The organism is Fulvivirga ulvae (assembly GCF_021389975.1).
Classification (GTDB): Bacteria; Bacteroidota; Bacteroidia; order Cytophagales; family Cyclobacteriaceae; genus Fulvivirga; species Fulvivirga ulvae.
Genome location: NZ_CP089981.1, coordinates 5,475,677 through 5,496,678 on the forward strand (window position 1 = coordinate 5,475,677; position 21,002 = coordinate 5,496,678).

Annotated in this window: 14 protein-coding genes; 3 read left to right on the forward strand and 11 right to left on the reverse strand. The window is 43.6% G+C overall.

Annotated features, from left to right (window positions below; genetic code table 11):
- Positions 1-13: 13 nt before the first annotated feature.
- A complete protein-coding gene (locus tag LVD17_RS23095) occupies positions 14-352 on the forward strand; it encodes a zinc ribbon domain-containing protein YjdM (RefSeq protein WP_233761773.1) in 339 nt (112 codons plus the stop codon).
- A gap of 85 nt (positions 353-437) precedes the next feature.
- On the forward strand, positions 438-593 hold the full coding sequence (locus LVD17_RS23100; protein ID WP_233761775.1) for a hypothetical protein: 156 nt from the start codon (positions 438-440) through the stop codon (positions 591-593).
- 128 nt (positions 594-721) lie between these two features.
- Here LVD17_RS23100 and LVD17_RS23105 read toward each other — a convergent pair whose 3' ends face one another.
- From LVD17_RS23105 to LVD17_RS23115, 3 genes are all read right to left on the reverse strand, one after another.
- Complete coding sequence (locus LVD17_RS23105; protein ID WP_233761777.1) at positions 722-1,744, reverse strand: transglutaminase domain-containing protein; 1,023 nt, start codon at positions 1,742-1,744, stop codon at positions 722-724.
- Positions 1,744-2,463 (reverse strand): carboxypeptidase-like regulatory domain-containing protein, encoded by a 720-nt coding sequence (locus LVD17_RS23110; protein ID WP_233761779.1) that lies wholly within the window; start codon positions 2,461-2,463, stop codon positions 1,744-1,746. The genes LVD17_RS23105 and LVD17_RS23110 overlap by 1 nt, the downstream gene beginning before the upstream one ends.
- Positions 2,464-2,553: 90 nt before the next feature.
- Positions 2,554-3,222, reverse strand: coding sequence for an NAD-dependent epimerase/dehydratase family protein (locus LVD17_RS23115; protein WP_233761781.1), 669 nt, complete (start codon positions 3,220-3,222; stop codon positions 2,554-2,556).
- 407 nt (positions 3,223-3,629) lie between these two features.
- On the opposite strand from LVD17_RS23115, the gene LVD17_RS23120 reads away from it, so the two are divergent.
- A complete protein-coding gene (locus tag LVD17_RS23120; protein WP_233761783.1) occupies positions 3,630-5,183 on the forward strand; it encodes an FAD-binding oxidoreductase in 1,554 nt (517 codons plus the stop codon).
- Between the two features lie 66 nt (positions 5,184-5,249).
- Here LVD17_RS23120 and LVD17_RS23125 read toward each other — a convergent pair whose 3' ends face one another.
- The 8 genes from LVD17_RS23125 to LVD17_RS23160 form a co-directional block, all read right to left on the reverse strand.
- Complete coding sequence (locus LVD17_RS23125) at positions 5,250-7,523, reverse strand: hypothetical protein (protein WP_233761785.1); 2,274 nt, start codon at positions 7,521-7,523, stop codon at positions 5,250-5,252.
- A 178-nt stretch (positions 7,524-7,701) separates the two neighbouring features.
- Positions 7,702-9,864 (reverse strand): discoidin domain-containing protein, encoded by a 2,163-nt coding sequence (locus tag LVD17_RS23130; RefSeq protein WP_233761787.1) that lies wholly within the window; start codon positions 9,862-9,864, stop codon positions 7,702-7,704.
- A 47-nt stretch (positions 9,865-9,911) separates the two neighbouring features.
- Positions 9,912-11,903: a discoidin domain-containing protein gene (locus LVD17_RS23135; protein ID WP_233761789.1), complete on the reverse strand. Its 1,992-nt coding sequence runs from the start codon at positions 11,901-11,903 to the stop codon at positions 9,912-9,914.
- A 476-nt stretch (positions 11,904-12,379) separates the two neighbouring features.
- Positions 12,380-15,232, reverse strand: a complete 2,853-nt coding sequence (locus LVD17_RS23140; RefSeq protein WP_233761791.1) for a glycosyl hydrolase family 8 — start codon at positions 15,230-15,232, stop codon at positions 12,380-12,382.
- Between the two features lie 247 nt (positions 15,233-15,479).
- Positions 15,480-16,181, reverse strand: coding sequence for a purine-nucleoside phosphorylase (gene deoD / locus LVD17_RS23145; protein ID WP_233761793.1), 702 nt, complete (start codon positions 16,179-16,181; stop codon positions 15,480-15,482).
- Positions 16,182-16,393: 212 nt separating this feature from the next.
- Positions 16,394-18,064, reverse strand: a complete 1,671-nt coding sequence (locus LVD17_RS23150; RefSeq protein ID WP_233761795.1) for a tyrosinase family protein — start codon at positions 18,062-18,064, stop codon at positions 16,394-16,396.
- Positions 18,065-18,093: 29 nt separating this feature from the next.
- Entirely contained in the window at positions 18,094-19,272 is a 1,179-nt protein-coding gene (locus tag LVD17_RS23155) for a phosphatidylserine decarboxylase (RefSeq protein ID WP_233761797.1), read from the reverse strand.
- Between the two features lie 4 nt (positions 19,273-19,276).
- Positions 19,277-20,779, reverse strand: coding sequence for a hypothetical protein (locus LVD17_RS23160; protein WP_233761799.1), 1,503 nt, complete (start codon positions 20,777-20,779; stop codon positions 19,277-19,279).
- Between the last annotated feature and the right edge of the window lie 223 nt (positions 20,780-21,002).

A 21,002-nucleotide genomic window follows, 5' to 3' on the forward strand; every position in this document is an offset into this window, starting at 1 on the left:
AGCTTTACAATTTATGTCAGAAATTAGACCTTGCCCAAAATGTGGGTCTCAGTTTGCCTACCCTATGGACTTGTTAATGATTTGCCCGGAATGTAATCATGAATGGAACCCAAATGAAGAAGTTACAGAAGAAACCGGCCTTGTCGTACTGGACTCTAACGGCAATCGTCTGCAGGACGGTGACTCGGTAGTAGTAATCAAAAACTTACCTGTAAAAGGAGCGCCACAGCCTATAAAAGCTGGTACAAAAGTTAAAAATATCAGGCTGGTAGACGGTGACCACAACATTGATTGTAAGATTGATGGCTTTGGCTCCATGGCATTGAAATCGGAGTTTGTGAAGAAAGCTTAGGTGCGGGGCATGAGTAAATGGTTGAAAAATGATTGCTGAATAGAAAAAAAACAGCCATTCCGAAGAATGGCTGCCAAACACCACCATGATTAAATTACTACTTATGGATCACGGCTTCGTTGCCCGCCTGCAACCTGCATCATTAACTATTCCCCTTAAAGAAAGCAGACAAGTAAAACTGATAGTCGTTTCGCCTTTAAAAGGGTTGGTCTGGCTGGTCATTGCATTGGTTTTGGATTAAGCATGCTCCGAAACTAGTAGGTAATCAACAGTTTAATTTCAACCAATGCATGTAACGACTTTCTGAATTGGTGGATTGGGGTTTTGAATTGATAATAAGAATATCTCGCTCTAAGTAGCAGGAAGGTTTTACTTACTAACTTTTACTTCATACGTAAAAATATATGCTCCCTTTATTCGAAAATGAAGCACATATGTCCCTTTGTGAGGAAAAGTATAATCAATGACATACATCCCATTGTCTCTTTTATAAGCTTTACTCTCAATATTTGTAACGCTGCTACCATTTACAACTTGTAGTTCAACCTGATCAACAGGTCCGGGGCTTTTGAATTGAAATTGTACAGGTTCCTTTCTTTTGGCTTCTACATTAAACGTTTCCGGTGAAGAAGGCAAAACGTTTTGGTCTAATGCTTCTCTATAAATCAAAGGAGCATTTAAAAACTCGTTTAGAGTCTGCTTTTCGGCCGTTAGCAGCCAGGCTGTATCAAGAGGGTGATGATTACGGGCAAAATCAGATGGTGTAGTGAGAAAATAGCTATCGCTATACTGCTGCATAAATCCTTCTTTTTGAGGATCGACCAGGCCACTCGACCAGGTGGCATCACATAAGTACCACCGGTCGTCAAGCTTAACGGCGTTCCAGGAGTGGTTGGGTATGCCTTCCCCTCGCACGTTGGCCTGAGCAGTGCGCCCATATCCATTGATGATTTGACAGGGTATATCTGCATACTTTGCAAGCTCCCGGATAAGATAAGCATATCCTGTACAAACGGTTTTGTGTTCATCCAGAAGTTTTCTAAATACCTGTGGCCCAAAGCTTTCGTTCCAGGCATACAGTTCCTCAGCATTTCCTCTTAGCTTTTCCCTTTGTTTCTTATTCTTTGTGTAGAGCCCATAGTCATTCTCAATATTGCTGCACACCCATCGGTAGATAGCTCTAAACTTTTCCGTATCTGTTGATAATGGTTCTGTAAGCTTTTGCGAGAGGCTTTTAAGATCAGCCAGCGAATGTTTAGGATATAAAGAGGCGATGCTGTCAGCCTTGCCAAAAACATCTTTATCCGGGTAATCAGGCTGTGCAGAGACCCCTATTGCACAATGAATAGCCACCACTGTCACAAATACCTTTAGTGCTTTGCGCCTGATCATTAAAACAGGTTTTTTATTTTATACCATACTCCTGCCAGTCCTGAGGGTTGGGCTGTGTATGCTCCCCCAACTGCCACTTCGCCCAATATTTCCACATCCATCATCATGTTGATTTCCAGTACTTCCGGAGAATTTTTTCTTATGGTATACTCTTCTGTTTTAAAGCCAATGAAACTAAATATCAGAACATCGCCCTCTCTTAACTCTGCCGGAAATTTAAACCTTCCATCTATATCGGTTACGGTGCCAATTTCCGTTCCCTTCAGTATTATGTTTACACCTGGTAATAGCTCATTATCTTCATAAGTTACTACACCACTTACGATATGACCTTCTGCTATTGACGTTGAGGATTCTGTCTTTTTATCATCTGTATCAAAAATCTCTGTTTTTGCCTTCGGGTTTGGTAGCGCCAAACTGGTTTCCTTACTGATGAAAACAAGGACAGCACTTAAGAGACCGGTTTGCAGCCACTTATAACCTGTGTGAGTTGAGGGGGCTTGGTGCGAATATGTTCTGAGCTGATCTTTTCGAAAGCGACCACAGGTATTGGATGATGCATTTTTGAAGTATTCAATAACTTCAGCATCACTCATTTTGGTGAAATCAATTACGTTTTTACTGCATGAGCTACAGAAACCACCTGTTGCTGTGGGTGAAAAACCGTCCCATTTTTCGGAGCACGGCTTTGATACAGATAAGGAAAAATGTTTTCGCATAAGTTAGTTTTTTATAACAGGATGCAGCAGCAAGATAATTCCATAAAAGTGAACTAAAAAATCCCACTGGTAATACTAAGCTAGAGTCTGCTACTCCCGGGCAGTAATCAGTATGTCTTTTGGCCTCAGTACATTTTTCTCATAACCATGAGCTGCAATATTGATCATAGACAAGCCAATGTCTGTAGTATTTACAATCGAATCGGGTGAAAGCTTTTTAAGCAACTTGATTAGCCACATAAAATAGTCGTAGATGAACTGGTAAATTTTAGTGCGGGATTTAATGCCTTTCAGGGGAATGATTGCACCCGGCCTATACATGAAAGCTTGCCTGAAACCTATATTAAGAAGGTCATTTTCCGTTTTGCCTTTTACTCTGGCCCACATCGAACTGCCTTTTTCGGTAGAGTCGGTGCCCTCTCCTGAGACATAAGTGAAGGTCATGTCCGCGTTAATGGTGTGTAACGTTTGGGCAAGGGCCAAGGTATAATTGTACGTTATGGTAGTATATCGTTCTTCCTTCATACCTGCAGCACTTACACCCAGGCAATAAAAGCAGGCATCGTACCCTGTAAGCTCCTCTTTTATCTCCGAGTAATCTTCAAAACTGCGCAGAAACAATTCCTTTAGTTTATCATGCTGTATGCCAGCACTGCTTCTGCCTAAAACCAATACCTCATCCACTGCTTCATGCTCCAGGCACTCCAGAAGTACCCCTTTGCCAATCATGCCGGTCGCTCCGGTGATTATTACTTTCATACTCCAGATGATTATATTAAGGGAATCAATTTACGTCTTTTTTTATATAGTTATTTAACCTGTCCGGATTAACACAAGCCAGAAAAGTAAACCTCCTGATCATTAGTGTAACGAGCGCAAAAAAATAAGGCACGTAACCAAAATATTTAGTCAGTGATTATCAATCAATTATCTATTCCTAAACCTCTAAACAATCGCATAAATATCTGATTATCAATTGTTTTTATCGATTTCTCAAATTCTTTCTTTTAACGAAATAAGTATCTAAATTAAAGGACTTGCCGCTTAAATTGAGCCTTATTTATACAGATGTTTTTTCGAAACTAATTGTAAGTGAAGCATTTGACAGGCAAACCAGGTGGTAGTCGTAAACTTCAAATTCAAGCAACCAAATACCTTAATAGAGCATGAATGATTTTAAAAAAGCTTTTGAAGATGCCGGATTCAGCACCGGGCAAATGAAAATATTGACAGACTGCAGTTCTGACCCTGTTGCTTATAATGCCGCCCGCCAAATCTTTAACCGGCGGTTCCACTTTCGTCCCTGGGCTATTGTATACCCAAGGACGGCAGAAGATGTATCCAGCCTGGTCAAGTTCGCATTTCAATCTGATCGTGAACTGCGTGTAAGAGGTGGCGGCCATGACCATGAAGGCGAATGTATGGCTACCGATGCCCTGGTGTTGGATATGAGACATATGAACAATGCCACTATTGACCATCAGGCTGTAGCCCGCATACAGCCGGGTTGTATTTTTAAAAACCTGATCAAGGTATTGAATGAAAACAAAGTAGGCATACCTCATGGAACGTGCCAGACCGTAGGTATCACTGGCTTCACACTAGGTGGAGGTTGGGGACCATGGACACGCAAGCATGGCATGTGCTGCGAGAGCCTGACGGGCGCTACCATCGTACTTGGTGACGGCAGCATCAAAACTCTTTCTGATCAGGGCACTGATGAGGAAAAGGAACTGTTATGGGCGCTTCGCGGAGGTGGCGGATTCAGCTATGGCATAGTTACAGAACTGGTGATCAAAACTTTTCCTTTGCCCAAAACTACTTATAAGTTTGCCGCTACCTGGAATATGAAACCGGCACTGGAAGTACTTAAAGGCTGGGAAAATGCCATTGCCCCTAACCAAAGCCCTAACTTACTGGGTACCAACCTCCAGATCTTTGCCAAACCTGCCGACAATGCGCCGATTGAAAAGTCCGCTCATGATTGTACCTTCTTTGGCTATTATGCAGGTACCCAAGAAGAAATAGAAACCGAAATCAAGCAATGGTTCCCTAACCTCCCTCCTGATCATCTGGAGTTCTTCTCTGATGAAGGAACAGATCATCATTTGCAGTTTTCTTCCTGGGAGCTTACCTCTCACCGAAGAAGAATGGCCATTAAAAGTGGGCGTCCGTTGCTTCGGGATATACCGCTGGAGGATGACATTCCTGCTCCTCACAAAATTACTTCCAGACTGGTCAATGCAGAAGGGCTTGGAGATGAAGGTCGCAAAAAACTGATCAGAAGCCTGGAATCTGACCTGCTGTTTGAGAAGGGTGAAGCACTTGGTGTAAGGGCGTATGTTACGCTTGGGGCCATATCCGGACCTTTTTATGCCGGCTACAAACCGGCAGACTTTCCTCTGGGCAGCGCTTTTCCATATAAAGACCGGCCTTACACTATCCAGTATCAGGTATGGTGGGATACGGACAGGAATATCTCACCTGAAGCGTCAGAAAAAGCCGGCGTAAACCTCTATACCAACCGCGCGATGGACTGGCTTGAGGAATGCCGAAAGGCTGAGTTTCCACAAACCAGTGGCGCTTTTATCAGCTTCAAAGATGATGGTGTACCTACGGAAACTTACTTTATGCAGAGTTACGAAAAGCTGATTGAGATCAAAGGGAAGTATAGCCAGGACCCGGAGAACAGGTTCAGGTCTAGGAAGACGATAATTTAGATTAAAATTATGGACCTGCTCATAATCGTAAAGCAGGTCCATAAATAGCTATGTGATCTGGAATGTTTAAGCAATCACACAGGTTTTGTCTTTTCCATTCTCTTTATAGGTCATGTTAAAACCTTTCTCTATTTCAATGGGTTCTGCCAGCAACTTATTCATATCCAGAATAAGTCTTCCCATAAACCTCAGGTTAAAGTCTTTTAAGAACTGGGTTTTGTCAATACCCTTAAATGCCTTTTCAAAAATCTTCTTTTCATAGTGTACATGGGTATTTATAGCTTTGCTTAAGTTATCAAAGTGCTCTACAAGGCTGTTAACCATAACATTTACATTGTTGAACTCAAGTATTTCTACGGTTTTGGCACTATTATAGGCTTCATAGTTGCCTTCCCCACCTTCATACATCGCCAATTTGGACAGGTTTTGGTCATTAAAATAATTGTAAAGTTCCTGAGCTACAATCCCGGGTATGGTATCGGGATGATTCTTCGAGTAACTCTTGAGATAATTTGACCAAAAGGCTGTATAATGCTCCCTACGTAAATCCATGTTGTTTCTGACAGGAATATTTATGTAATCCACCTGTAACATGGAGGCCGCCAGGGCTGAGGGTATCAGTGTTTTCAGTGAGGATTTGAAGTATGGGATAAGCTCATCAAATTCACCCTGCGGTACTTTTAGGAAGCAATGATAGGTTATTGGATCGTCGGTTTTATCAAGTACCTCAGTCTTGATCTTATTGATCACTTCTGAGCTTTGTTGTTGGGGAATGATATCCCAGGTAACTGCCCAGTCAACAATATCCAGGAGTTCCTTGTTGCTGGTTTTATTCTCGGTCATGTCAAAGGAAAGCCCGAAACCGAAATCAAATTTTTCGGCAGTTAGATCTTCTTCTTTTGAAACATAAATGGGCATTGAAGCATCCATATTCATCATATATATGTCGCTATTCTTTCCATGTTTGTATGTTTTGGTACGCTTACGGCTGTAGGTATCAACTTTGAATCCGAAGAGACCCAGCTTGCTTTCCGTTAAAAATTTTCTCTCTGTTACCTCTTCAAATTCCTTTTTAATGCTTGATGTAAGCTTGAAATTACCAAAAGCTACGTTCAGCCCAAATGATCTGGTAATTTCTGTTGCTTCCCTTTTCAGGTAACTCGTTAATTCAAAGCTACTTTGGTCTTTTGAATATGCTTCTACCAAATCTGCCACCCTGAGCTTCACAATGTCTCCATGAAACTGCTCTATCGCATTTTTGGTAAACAGGCCGGAAAATATGGATTCGTTGGTTTTAATGATGTTATAGTCGTAGGCTACTCCTACAGCCACTTTATTGGTTATGACCTCAAGCAGTTTTTCTTTTACTTTTCCCTTCTTCTCCTCGTACTTCTGTTTAAACTCTTCTACAGAAGAAATGTCTGTAAGGTTAAGCAATGATGCTGCCCTCAAGGTCTTTTCAAGGTCTGCCTCTTTCAGACCGGTTGTACTGATTTTGTCATTGATATATTTGAACAACTCTTCTTCCACGCCTTCAAAAAACTTATCTACCAGGTCATTGAGCTTATCCTTGTCACCCAAAGCTGCCTCTACCCCTGCCTTGGCTTTTAGCTCCTTTGTGCGCTTTACAACCTTATTGATGCACACTTTGAACTTATCCTCCGCCTGCCGGATAATCACAACTGAAAAATCATCTTCAATTTCAATTTTAAAATCAACTGATGCAGAGGCATCCAGTTTAAGGTCTACCTGTCCGCTCAGGTTCAGCATACCAGCCACCAGGGAGGCTGTTCCGCTATAAACATCCGTAACCTTTACCCCGGCATTTAAAGCTACCCTACCTGCCGCTTCAAAAGCCATGGCTTCATTAACCTTTAAACTGGTAACATCGGCCTTTTTAAAAATGAATTTGAAAGAGCTCACATCACTGGTAAAGGCATCCTTCAGGCTGGTATTGCCATCGTGGATCCGAAACGACTTCACTTTAAAAAGTTGTTCTGCATCGATTCCCAAGTCAAATTTGCCGAGATTTTCCGCACCAGCATTAGCTTTGATCTTACCTTCCAGAGCATACCCCAAAAGGGCTTTGTCAGCATAAAGAGATGTTGCTTCAGGCCAATGTTCGAAGATTTTTGAATCAATTGAATGATCATTGGCATCATTGAAAAGATTCAGTGAAAAGGCCCCTTCTGCTTTCGCACTGAATAGAAAATTTTCTGCTGGAAGGGCCAGTGACGGTGTGGCACCTTTCTTTGAAATTAACTCAATAGCCAGTGATTTGTCATTTACTTTTTGACCATTGAGGTTAAGCAGATCGGGGATCAGGTCTTTGATGTTCATTGTAGTTTTTTTTAGAAATGATAGTTTAGGGTGTATTTCTTTCTAACTCTAATTTAACAAAGTATGCATCCTCATATCAATACCTAACCTTGGGTATTTTAACGCAAAAAAAGAAGCCGCCCCGTTAGAGACGACTTCGTCTAAGCTAAAAACCAAAGCTAATACACTGTAAAAAAGACTACTTAATCTGTACTTTCCTTACTTTAACCTCGTCAGCGGTAATCACTTTGACCAGATATGTGCCCGGCTCAAGAGCTGAGGTAGACATGGTCAGTAAGTTACCCTGGTAGGCTTTGGAGTAGATCTCCTCTCCTGCCATACTGTAAATTAAGACATGTGCTTCTCCCGATTGATCTTTTAACCTGATATGAAGCACATGGTCTGCAGGATTAGGATAAATGGAGAAGCCATCGATAAATGCCTCTTCGAGGGCTTTATCAATGTCTTTAACTCCGTCGGCCAGCTCATCTTCATGACTTATTCGCGACACACTCGAACCATAGTTGTAATTAACTGCATTTTGAAAATCACTTCGGGCAGTGGACAGACTTCCATGATTATTCGCCAGGGCAAAATATCTCCAGGTGTCATCATTCTCATATACAAACCAGCAAAGCGCATTAATTTTCTGTCCGTAGGTGTTCTCTCCGGTAGCATTGGTGTTCCAATTGTTGATCTCTCCGAAAGATTGCTGCATCCATCCGGATGGATAGCTGAATGCCGGGGCATCACCACCAACGACTTCCGGACCGGTAAGTCCATGGAATGTATTGGTTTCGGTAATAAATACAGGTTTTGTTCTGGCGTATGAATACTTGCCGAGTACCTTCATCATCACTTTATAAGAACCAAAACCCCAGGAGTCCTGCGCCCTGTGCGCTACCTGTAAGGCATAAGGCCTGTCCTGCGTAGTGTACCAGTCACGATTATCACTGCCGTGCATGCCATAAGTATGGATGGCATAACCATCACACTGCACACCTATCTGGTTCACTATGCGATCAAAATACTGATCGTAGTAGACATGGGCACCGGTCCAGGTGTATTGGCCTACTGCATTCCAGTTAGCCACCGGCCCTACCAGTATCTGCGCCCCGGGTACGGCAGCCTTTACGGTACTATAAACAGTTTTGAAGCAGCTCGCATACTCATCGGCAGGTACTCCTTTACCGTCTTCGTTAGGGGCATACTCATAATCCTGGTTCATTTCATTCCCGATGTGGAAGTACTTTACACCATAGTTGTTATACAGGTTACTAACAATATTTCTACACCTGTTGGCGAACTCCTGATGCAAGCTTGGGTTAGGAATGGTATTTCCATAGTTCCAGTTTATCCTAACTATAGGCTGATATGCTCCTTCACTATTGATGGCACTGATCAGGCCATTAAGTGCGTTGGGATCATTATGCTCGGCATTGATCACTTCAAGTGTCCACCCCTTTTTACCGTTCATTAAGCTGCCTGCTCCTGAAGCCCAGAAATGAATACCGTAAATAGTCTGGTTTCCTCCCCCGCTACATCCAGGCACGGTAAAGGAGGGGCCGTTGGTGTGCGTGGAACCATTCCAGACCCTCCAATAATAAGTCTTTCCGGGCTGTAACGACAAGGTCTGGGAGCAGTTGTCATACCATACACACAACCCGCTGCTGGACGTACTGCTTACATTATCAATTCGTTTGTGAAACGTTCTTGTGTCAGCCGGAAAGCCACTGTTCTCTGACACATCGATCCACCAGCCTGAGCCACTGCCCGACCAGGTGAAATTAGCCGTGTAAGCCGAACTTGAGCAGCCAGGTTTGGATACGTTGAGGCTGGTGGGTGTTCCCGAACCGGCCGGGGTACCGTTAACCTCAATTTCAGGAATACGGGCATACTGATCCACAAAATTAGCTTCGTGGATATAATACCGCACATACCTGGCCCTTTGCTGGCTGGCTGGAGGATCATGGTGTGTCGTATGGTGCTGGGCCGTGTTGGTATAAGTCGCTACTGTGGTCCAGTTGCTACCGTCCAGGCTGAGCTGTACACTATACCTCTTGGTGTTGAAGTAGTAAGGCTCACCACCGGTAGCGGCGTGTAGTATTTTAACTCTGGTTACATTATACTGCTGCTGCAGGTCAATGCGGATCCAGTGCGGAGCGTATGCACTGCTGCTTGTTGTCCATTTAGTACTGGTATTACCATCTACAGCCTTACTCCCATCATAAGCACTGCTGTAGTTGCTACTGGTAAGCGTCGGCTTATATCGCGCAATATTCTGCGCACTTACCACATGTGATGTCAGGCATAGGCAGACCAGTACCAGACATAGGCTTAAAAGTCGGTTTTTGTTTTTCATAATCAATTGGTTATTAGTTGGTTAATATGTTTGATTGAAATCAAGCGCTAATAATGTGAGAAGCGAAGTTTTTTAGATTGCTCTCCGCTCTGTACATGGATGATATACACTCCCGGTTTAAGCCAGGCCACATTCAGTGGTTCAATGCGAGGGTCGCCTGCCGGTAATTCTCTAGCGATCAGCTCTTTACCATGTAAATCTGAAATTGACAGCTTAGTCATATGCTTTGATCCCTTTAATTTTACATTCAGAACATCGGCTGTTGGCACCGGGTAGATGGAAAACAGACCTGCTTCTTCCGGATCAATAGTCGGCTCATCTTCAAAAATCATAGATCGCTCATTCATCCCGGCGGTTACCGAAACCAGGCTTACGCCCCTGTAACTATGCCAGGCTGGTCTGGCGTTGTGGTTAAGATCTACCAGCCCGTAGCTTTCATTGTAAGGGTTCCAATGGGTGCGATCGTCCCAGGCAAACCAAAATGCCACTTCTACTTTACGCTTGTTGCCATCTTTCAGGGTTTTAAACAGGTTATAGCAGTTAGCCAGGTACTGCGCCTGAGCCTGTTGATCGTTGTTGACCTGCTGATAGGCTATGCCGAATTCTGTTACCCATATTTGGTGCCCGGCTGTGTGGCGGTAAAATTCATTGATGGATTGATCCATATAACCATGCGCCGGCCAGCCTATCCCTCCTGCCACAGCCTGATAAGGATGCAATGCTGCTTTATCAAAATAAATGGCTCCATTCCAGTAGCTTTTGACATTATCCAGGTATTGCCCACCCGAAACAGCTCCTGAGGCCAATCCTGCTGATACTACAATTGGCGGATTAGGCAGGGTTTTTACTTTTATATATGCCTGCTTCAGCAAGGCTGCATATTGATTTTCAGGGATGTGGAACTGTGGAATGTCAGGTTCGTTACCAATTTGTACAGCCGATATCCATGGGTTTTGGCTTACTATCCTATGCACTTCATTGGCAAAGTAGATCACATAGTCATTCCATGTTCTGGAGCCTTGTGGTATGGTTTCGCTGTTGAAAATAACCAGCCATTTCACATTGCTCTGGGCACCGGCAGGTGGTGTAAAACCCGCCTGATACATAATTGAACGTACCCATTTTACCCCAAGGTCCGTGTAAGCCTGGGCTGGTGGGTTCTGACCACTGGCGACCGGGTTAGCATTCACACATAGTCCGTACAACTCATCACCACCTGTGCTGCAGGAGTTAACCGTAAAAGATTGGCCGCTGGTATGTACGGACCCGTTCCATATTCTCCAATAATAAGTTTTCCCGGGGAGCAGGGAAAGTGTTTGAGAACAGTTGTCGTACCATACACATAAACCGTTACTGGAAGTGCCGGTCACATTGTCTATGCGTTTATGATATGTTCTGGTATCAGCAGGGAAGCTGCTATTCTCCGAAACATCGATCCACCAGCCTGGGCCACTACCTGACCATGAAAAGTTGGCGGTATAGGTAGAACCCGAGCAGCCCGGAGTAGACACACTAAGGTTTGAAGGGCCACCGGAACTCACCGGGCTACCATTGACCTCTATTTCGGGTATCCTTGCATACTGATCCACAAAATTCGCCTCATGCACATAGAAGCGTACATACCTCGCCCTTTGCTGACTTGCCGGCGGATCGTGGTGAGTGGTATGGTGCTGGGCAGTGTTGGTATATGTGGCCACGGTGCTCCAGTTGCTGCCATCAAGACTTAGCTGTACGCTGTACCTCCTGGTATTAAAGTAGGCTGGTTCACCTCCCGTAGCCGCATGGAGTATTTTAACCCTGGTAACATTATATTGTTGCTGAAGATCGATCCGAATCCAGTGTGGTGCATTTATTCCGGTCTGGGTAGTCCATTTTGTTCCGGTATTGCCATCTACAGCTTTACTGCCGTCGTACGCACCGCTATAGTTGCTGCTGGTGAGTGTTGGTTTGTGTTGGGCAATGTTTTGAGCGAATACTGGATATAAAGCCGTTGCTGCCCATAGCAAGGCCATCAGCATCATTGATTTGATTACTTTCATAGTTGGTTTTGGTTTATGGTTATGGATTATTTGGAATATGGTCTGCATGATTGGTTAAGCCATACATCCATTTATGAGATAATCCGGTCAGGGAACACTATCTTTTTCTCTGAGCCTTCCCAAAGTGGAGCGGCATACGAAACGGATAGAACAGTGCGTCTTTTTGTAGACTTCATAGAGGGTTTTCATATGTTTGTTGATTTACATTTACCTGCTTTCCCGGTGGCAGACAAAGCATGCAGTAAATCAATAATGAACCGGACAAATACTAAAAAAAAGCAGTAGGACAATACTAGTACACCCGAAAAAATTGTCAGATTTAAGAAAAATATAGATGGTTAAACAGGTAAATTACAGAATGAGATTTATAGAATTTTTGCTGATTTGCTGATTAAAGAAGGTTGATAAAGTTGCGGCGGAGTAAAAGAAAAGCCTTCCCCCTGATATTCTAAAGAAAAGGCTTTTCTTTTATATTTTTAGTCTTTAATAATAAGTTTACTTGAGTAAACTTTGCTCTTATTCCGGATTTTCACAAGGTAAATACCCTCATGAAGGGCTGAAATATCATATTCGATATGGTGTTTTCCCTGGCCCATTATTCCACTTTCCATAACAGATATTTTATGTCCTGACATATCAAAAATTTCAATGACCACTCTTGCATCCTCATGAAGTTCATAACTCAAAGCTATTTTTGTACAGGCCGGATTAGGGTAAACGGAAATGTTGGAAATGTTGGAATTATTAAACTCCGAAACATCAACCAGTAAAGCTGACGAGTTATTCGAAACGTTTACATTGTCAAACGTGGCTGTACCCAGACTATTGACATCATGACTCGTCACTACCAACCCAATATAGGTATTAGTAGCCATGGCAATACTCACGCTTCCTGCCTGGTTCCAGTTTGAACCATCCGGGGATTCGTACGCTGTAATAGTGTTACCTGAACGCATCAGCCGTAGCCAACGCGGTGCCGCAGATGTACTCCCGGCTACATGTGACGAGGTACCTCCGGTAGCCGAACGGTTTTGAAAAGCAACACCGTTGGAAGGTGTCACAACTATCATAGCATGTTTGGCGTTAGCAGCAAGTGTCTGCCGGATCATCACTCCTGCCTTGGCCCACGGATTTGTGTTGGAAACCGAGGTAACACGTGCCACTATTTCTCCATCTCCGGTTAAAGCCCGGTATACATACTGAAACTGATCGCCAGCACTCCATATATCACTACCCGCTCCCTCCAAAGTAAAAGTACCATTGGTATAGCTGGCACTTCCGGTAAAGGCTGGTGCTCCGATGTCAGCATGGGTATAAGGTGATGGCAGGCCAGTATCTTGAGAGAAAGCTATTTTGTCCAAATTGAAATCTCCTGAGGTCATTTCAATGCGGAGGATATGCTGTCCTGCTTCCAGGTGCACATCGCTTACGGTATGGGTTTGCCAGACCTGCCAGCCTCCCGTGGCATTAAATGAAACGGTACCTGAAACATCGGTTCCGTCAACAAGTATTTTTAGTGATCCTGTACTGCTTTCTGCAGCGGTGCTAAAGTCGAGGGTGTAATTACCTGATACGGCCACATCTATGCTATATTCAAGCCATTCACCGGGCAGTGTCCAGCCTACATTGTATCCACCCAAAGTACAAGGCTCAATATCCACGGCTTCTCCTGTACGGTATTCCCCACCTTCATTAGCAGTGGTATTATCGCTGTAGGCAACCCCTTCCCCACCGATATCAAAGTTTTCGGCTTCCAGTACTCCGGGAATTGAGATAAAACCATCAAAGGGAGACTGAACATCGCCTGCACTTGTAGTGGCATAAGCCACGTTGGTATAAGCGGAACTACCTGATTCATTAATGGCCTTCACCCTGTAGTAGTAGGTGGTGGAAGCTGAAAGCCCGGTATCGATATAGCTGGTTATGTTCGGGCCGGGAGTGGCTATGACGGACCAATTACTGCTACCATCAGGAGAAAGCTCCACCTGAAATCCGGCTTCATTTTCTGCATTATCCACCCAACTCAAATTGATTTGAGTAGATGATACTGTCGTTGCATTTAATGCAGTAGGTGCTGCCGGAGGTGTGCCCGATGCTACTTCGGGCTTCCACCAGTTTCCAGAAATAAAAAGCATGCAGAGCAGGTTGTAGGTATCTTCAAAATAACCTGCCTGCATATTTTTAATGGTATTCCAACCGCTGTTGAGGAAGTCCTGGTGGTTACTGCTTATCACAGACGCTGCTACGAAGGGTGCTATGAATACTGCGGATTGATAGTTTGATCCCGGCAAAGGTGTACCGCTAAGTTGATAACCGGCCCGGATATTGACAGGGTTATTTCCAGTCGCGGGCTTAACCCAGTTCATCAGCTTGTTTGCTACATTATAGGCATCGTTGGCACCATACAGTGCGTAATCCATAACCACACGCAAAGGATACCGGCCGGCATTGTAATAGTAGTCTCCGGTTTCAGGAAATTCACCTAAATAGTTTGGTGGTGCAGGCCGGGGTGGGTTATTAACTATGAAGTCAGAAACCAGGCCTGTTGAAGAAGAATAATTACTGCTAAAATTGCCATAAACTCCATACAGGTTATTGATAACGTTTGACCAGGTAATGTCGTTGGTTTCGTTATAAAAAGCACGCATGCTGCTGAACATCCAGTCAGAAGGGCGTGTATTGTAGGCATTTTTTGCATCCCAGTCTCCCAGGTTCAGCCGGTTGTTTGTGGTTACGTTTTCTAGTTTTAAGGCGTTAATGGTGTTGATGGCTTCCTGAATATAATTAATGCTGCCTCCTGAACCCCATTGGTAATGTGCAAGTATCAGCGCATAGGCAATATCCATATCACCGTCAGTGGCTGAACTAAAATGGCCCTGGGCATTAATGTCATCTGCTACCACCCATCCCATCAAATACGGATTGTTAATACTATGGCAGGCCCGCGCCGTAGCAAACAGTCCGTCAAAGTATAGTTTGGCATTAGCATCATAGCCAGCCATAAGTGCGGTAATGATCATGCCATAGCCCTGTCCTTCTGATGAGCCCAGAGCGGCAAAACCATCAGGATTACCAGTGATTTCACCTTTGACATAATAGCCGCCGGGAAGGGATGATAATCCTGTTTTCAGATACTTATTTTTCCAGTAAGAATAATAAGCTGCTACATCGTTGTTGAGCGTTGATTGCGCCAGTGCCGGTTTAAAGGTGCCGGGATAATCCACTGCCTGTGGAAAAGGTTTTTGCTGTCCATAACTTCTAAAGGTAATAAGTAATACTACTGCAAAGAGCAGTACATACTTAGGGTTTAAGTTGGTTTTTGGTTTCATAGAATTGTTTGGATTAGTTGGTTTGTTAGTTAAAGTATTAAATCCTTTTCCTTGTCGTTGGAAATCAAACTAACTATCCGGACAGTTCCCGAAACCGTGAAAGTCAATATAATAAAGTTATGGTATATGTAAAATTGCCTTAGCCTTAAAGATCAGCCACTGAAACAGGGTGGGTATAATAGCAACTTATGGTATTGCCATTCAAGGTCAGTTCCGGGTACCGTATTATTATGACAAAACCATGTATTTATAAACAGGCCAATGCAATGTCCACAATATCCAGAATGGGTTTTTCTCTATCCTCAGAGGTACCAAAAGCCCCTGTAATTATATTATCACTTACCGTAAGAATACTTAATGCCTGAATGTTTGCACCGGCCGCCAGAGTATAAAGCATTGAGGTTTCCATATCCGCGCAAAGTATTTTATGTGCAGTCCATATTTTCCAGCGCTCGGGATCGTCCTTAAAATAGAAAAAATCGGTGCTGAATATGTTTCCAACTCTTACGTTGATGCCCTTTTGCTTTGCTGTCTGAAAGGCCTGCATGAGCATATTAAAATCTGCCAGTGGGGCAAAATCCAATCCTCTAAAAAGCAACCGGTTGGTATTAGAGTCGGTTGATGCACCTTGTGCAATGATAATTTCGCCCAGTTTAATATTAGGCATCAAAGCGCCGCATGTGCCGACTCTGATAAGTTTTTTGACTCCATATGAATGAATCAACTCATGGGCATAAATGGCCAGTGAAGACTGTCCCATTCCTGTTCCCTGTACCGAAACAGGGTTACCTTTATAGTAGCCTGTAAAGCCCAGCATATTACGCACCTGAGTATAACAAGTGACATTTTCCAACATGCTCTGTGCAATAAACCTTGCTCTCAACGGGTCACCGGTCAGCAAAACTGTTTCGGCGATATCACCTTTTTCGGCTCCAATATGTATACTCATAAAATTGGTAAGTTTTAGTGCAAACTACATCTTCTTAGCACCATGTATGAATGTCGATTGCTTGCTTTGATCATGACAATGATCAGGAAATATGCCTTCGTGATAACCCCAAGCTTACCTGACTTGTTTGCGACTTGCGGATCAATCAATGAAAAGGCCTCGCAGGAATATTCCCACGAGACCTTTTATTCAAACCTGCGAATCAATTCATCTTAAAATGTGTGCTCATACAATTCAATCTCTGTCAGGTAGAAATCCGGGCCATTCTGTGTGTTCATGGGTACTACATATACCTTTAATGACTCTCCTTCAGGTAATTTTTTTACGGCCTCGGTTACATCAAACACAAAGGTATGATTAAACTCCTGCCCTTTTACCATTGCTCCCATAGCATGGTGCCCTGCATGATCCATGGGATGTGTAGAGCCAAATACGGCTGTAACACCATGTACATAGGCATCGTCCAAATCGCAAGCATTCCAGTCCATATCCGAAGGAATAGAGAACACCGCCAGTTGCTGGAACATGTTCCTGCCAAACTTCAGACTTACTTCGATAGTATAACGTGCCTCTCCCCCGCCAGACTTTAAAGCCCTGGCGCTGTTGAGCGTTAGTGCATGTGGCTTCCCTACTTCACCCAATACCTCAGGGGTCTTTTTTACCACTTCGTTGACCAATTGTGAGGCTTTCGCTTTTTGCCCGGCACCTAGCATGTTTTTATTTACCGTTGGCAGTTGCTCATAGGTATAATCTATGGCATGGGCTGCATCTAACATATCCTGCATGCTATTGTAAGTGATCCACGAGTTGGTAGGTGTATCCCAAAACTGGTATATGTGCTTGATGGAGTCCCACTTACCTGCATATGTGTTCATATCTTCGATGGTTATAGGCCCATAGGTTGCTTCCCATGCGGCAAACATGCGATCTACGTTAGAGTGATGCAGAAAGAAGATCGGGTCAAAACCTGCACTTGGGATCTGTCCCATAAGACCAAAGCCACTTTTGGTACTTTGATAGATACGATTATATAAATCGTGGGTTAAGTCCAGGGAATCGACAGCTCCACCTATGTAATCATGCATTACATTGTGCATCCGGTCTTCCAGGCCACGGGAGAATTCGCTCACATCGGGTAATGACAGAAAATCATTAACATCCAGCGCCTGCTCCATAGTTTTAATGCACAGGTTCTTTACCGAGCCATCAGGTAAAGTAACAGCAATACTGTCACTGGAGCTGTAATCAATGGGCTCCCGGTCCATCAAAGTGGGCGAACGGCCAATCTCATAAAGTGGGTTCTCAACCAATTTCACTGTTTCAAAAGTGTATGATTTTACAGTAAAAGGCTTGGGCATATCTCCTTGATCAGTATAGTCCCAGTAAGGCAGGCTGAATTGATTTGCAAGTGAATCTCCCAAACCGGGTAATCCCGCCCCTCCGTTGGCTATGTGATGCCTGATATTTCTCTCATAATAATAGATATACAGGCGGTGCCAGGTCAAAAAGTTAAGCTGTTGATGCGTAGGATACATATGCGGACAAGAATTCCACCCTTTTAATGGTGAGATAGAGTCATACGGAGTACATAGTTCTACGGTCGCTCCCTCAATTTCATCTCTGGGTGGAACAGAATGCATGCTCCCCTGATAGTACCAGCTGGCAGGGTTTGTACACTCCAGCTTCTTTGTAATGGCCATGCCGTAGGCATACAAGTCAAGTACTTTGTTTGCGTGAGCATTGGTATTGGCATTTACGCGTTCATAAGTCACTTCTCCTACCTCCTTTGTGGCTGTATCAGTGTTATTTTCTGCCGGGCCGCAACTGAAGAGTGCAGCACTGGCACAAATAGTTAATAGTAGTCTAGATTTCCGGATTTTCAATTTGTGTTGGTTTTAATATGGGTTTTACATTAATTTAAAGTAGAAAGGCTACCTATTCGCTGTCCCATTAAAACAGAAACAGAAGAAAAGGCACCTTTTTGAAATAACAGGATATTCAGGGAACCTCCATAAGCAAAATGCCCGAGTTCATCTCCTTTTTTTACTTTTACCGGCGGCTGTCCGGGTGCTACCATTGTTGATGATTCATTGATCATGGACGGCATGATTGTACTTATGGTGTTCAACCCTACCGGCACCACGCCTACATAACCATACTTAGAGGTTTTAATAATGAAGTAGGCTCTGTGGAAGTCTTCGAAAATGCTGAAGTCAGTAGTGCTTTCACCCACATTGAAAATATTGAACCAGTCTTCCCCATCCATGATACCATTGTATATTCCGGGTATTTCAACCGACTCAACAATTTCTCCTGTAACCGGGGCATGGTACCGGTGATAATTGTTTGGCATAAGCACACAGGAAATGGCATTTCCGCCCACAAATTCAGAGGCATACTTTGATCCATTGAGTAAGTCATTCATGCTGATCTGTCTCGATTTTATATCCATCATGGTGTTCAATGTAAGTTCGGATTCAATAAAATTGATTTCCGAATCTGCACTGGCTACCACTACTGAGTCATCATCCGGTTTGGAGATTGGTCGTGGGTTGGCTGAAGACTTTAACTCACGGGTAAAAAATTGGTTAAACGATTTAAAGCCTCCCTCAGGAACTATAAAATCATCGATATGAGTCGAAGGGTCTTTGATCCAGCTCTCAATATATTTTAATGATTCCTTTGAGTCCATAAACTCACCACGAGCCTTGATAAACTTCACTGTCCAGTCGAAGATTTCCGTAGTATAAGGTTTATCCGGGCTTTTCCTGCTCTTAAACTCATTGAGAAAGTAGAAAGCAGATTCATTGTTATAATAGAAATAAGTAAACGGTACAATTTTGCCCAACCCGCCTGCAGGCTGCGGCAAAAAGGCAAACCATGACTCAAAGTACTTCACAAAATAGTCAATGGTCTGCCCTTTCCAGGGGTTAGGTGCTCCTGTCCAAAGTATAGGGTGTACATTGGCTATGGCATCGTTATAGGCTGCTTCCACTACAGGGTTGCTTACAATTTCGCGTAATTCTTTGATCAGAACTGAGAGCTTTTCACTCTCAAACTTTCTTACTTTTTCAATAGGTTCGGTTTCCATGGCTTTACTGTTTTGAAGTGATTATTTGTTCAAATTTTTCAACGTAATTCTTTATTTGAGAAGGATTGGCTTTTTCCAGGGCTTCATCTACAGTGAGCAGCAAGTCAGGTTCAGGCACTGGCTTACCTGCACCAAAATCCAGCAGGAAGCTGAAATCCGTACCTCCTATCTGGGCCTGGCCATGGCACCCCTGGCAACCACCCATGTTGTACGATTCCCCTTTGTACACCACATTTTGAAGGCTTGTATTAAAAGGATCTGCAAATGACCCGTGAAAAACCGTTAGAAGACTATCGGATTCAATCACATAATTCGCCATAAAGTAATTATCATCCTGCCCTCTGTCGGCATAGTCAATAGGTGTGCCTTGTACACCGATCAGTTGGTAGTACTGCCATAAAGAAGCCGGGTTTTGAGAGGTTATTAGGTTATGGGCTTCGGTATTTACCGATTGTATCGCAGCCGGAATATTTCTTGGAACAACTGGCTCAAGTTGATGAGGGTCAACATTGGGGTCTGGCATGTTATTTACAACAGGTGTGTCCAATCCTATGGTTTGCATGTCGGCTTTACGCACGTCTAGTTGCTCCCAGGAAGCAAAGATAAATGCAGGGTAGTTTTGAGTTTTGCGTATGATATGCATCCCTATCAGGCCCATGGTACCTGAATGTGCGGTAGGCAGGCCATTTTCTTCCGTATAATAAACTACCGGTTTGGTAATAAACCGCGATGGATCGTCTTTCCCATCGAGCAGGAATCGCCAGGCAGTTTTAATTTCTATAGTTCCCTCTTCGGTATTACTTCCACAGGGCAGACAGATTACGTGACTGGCAGTATCGCTATTGCAGGTCGCTCCCTCCTGCGTCACTTTTTTAAGGTAGTTCAGGCTTGGATCAGTACCGTTATCTACGGCAATTTTGAGTAGACTATCTGTTGGGAAGTTGTCCCTAACATAAGTATACTCAACCAGATTGGACTTGGCCATATAAAGAACCTCCGTGGAGTCATAGGCAAAAACATAGGCCGAGCCTATTTCGTTGTCCTCATCAAGATTCACCCAGTAGTTGCTGAGTGTTACATTATTGGTGGTAGTATCAACCGGATTAATGAATGTATAGTATGGCTTTCCGGATGTTAGGGTACGGGTACGTTTACCGTTGGCAGGCCGTAGCTCTGTTCTATGGATGTATGTTTCCCATACTGCTACATTCGGGGCAGGCCCACTTCCTGCAAACTTCCAATTGGTATTGGGCGTGGCCCTTTTTTGATCATCCGGCCAGGAAGAGGCCCAGTTTAATGCAAAGAATTCATTCCAGGCAAATCTTGCAAGTTCTTCTTCAGATGCATCCGAAGGCAGATCTCCCGGAATTTGATAAGAGATGTTCAGCACAACAGAATCACCAGAAGTGTCTGTCAGAGAGTCGTCCTCTGTTGACGATTCCCTATTGCTGTTACAGCTCATGAATAAGATTAACGCAAAGACATAATAGTTGATGTTGGTTTTCATGGGGTTAGTAGGTTTTACGATAAACAGGCCATTATATGCAACCTGCTCAGAGGTTGTAAAAAGGATGTGTTTAGCTGGTTATTCTACCTAATAAGCAATAATTATCGACTCGATGCAATACCCAACCTTGGGTATACGATGACGACTATCCGGCAAGCGGGTCATGGTCAGGATGTTCCGTGGAAAGATTTTTTTTGATTTTTTTCAAAAAAAAATTGGCTGA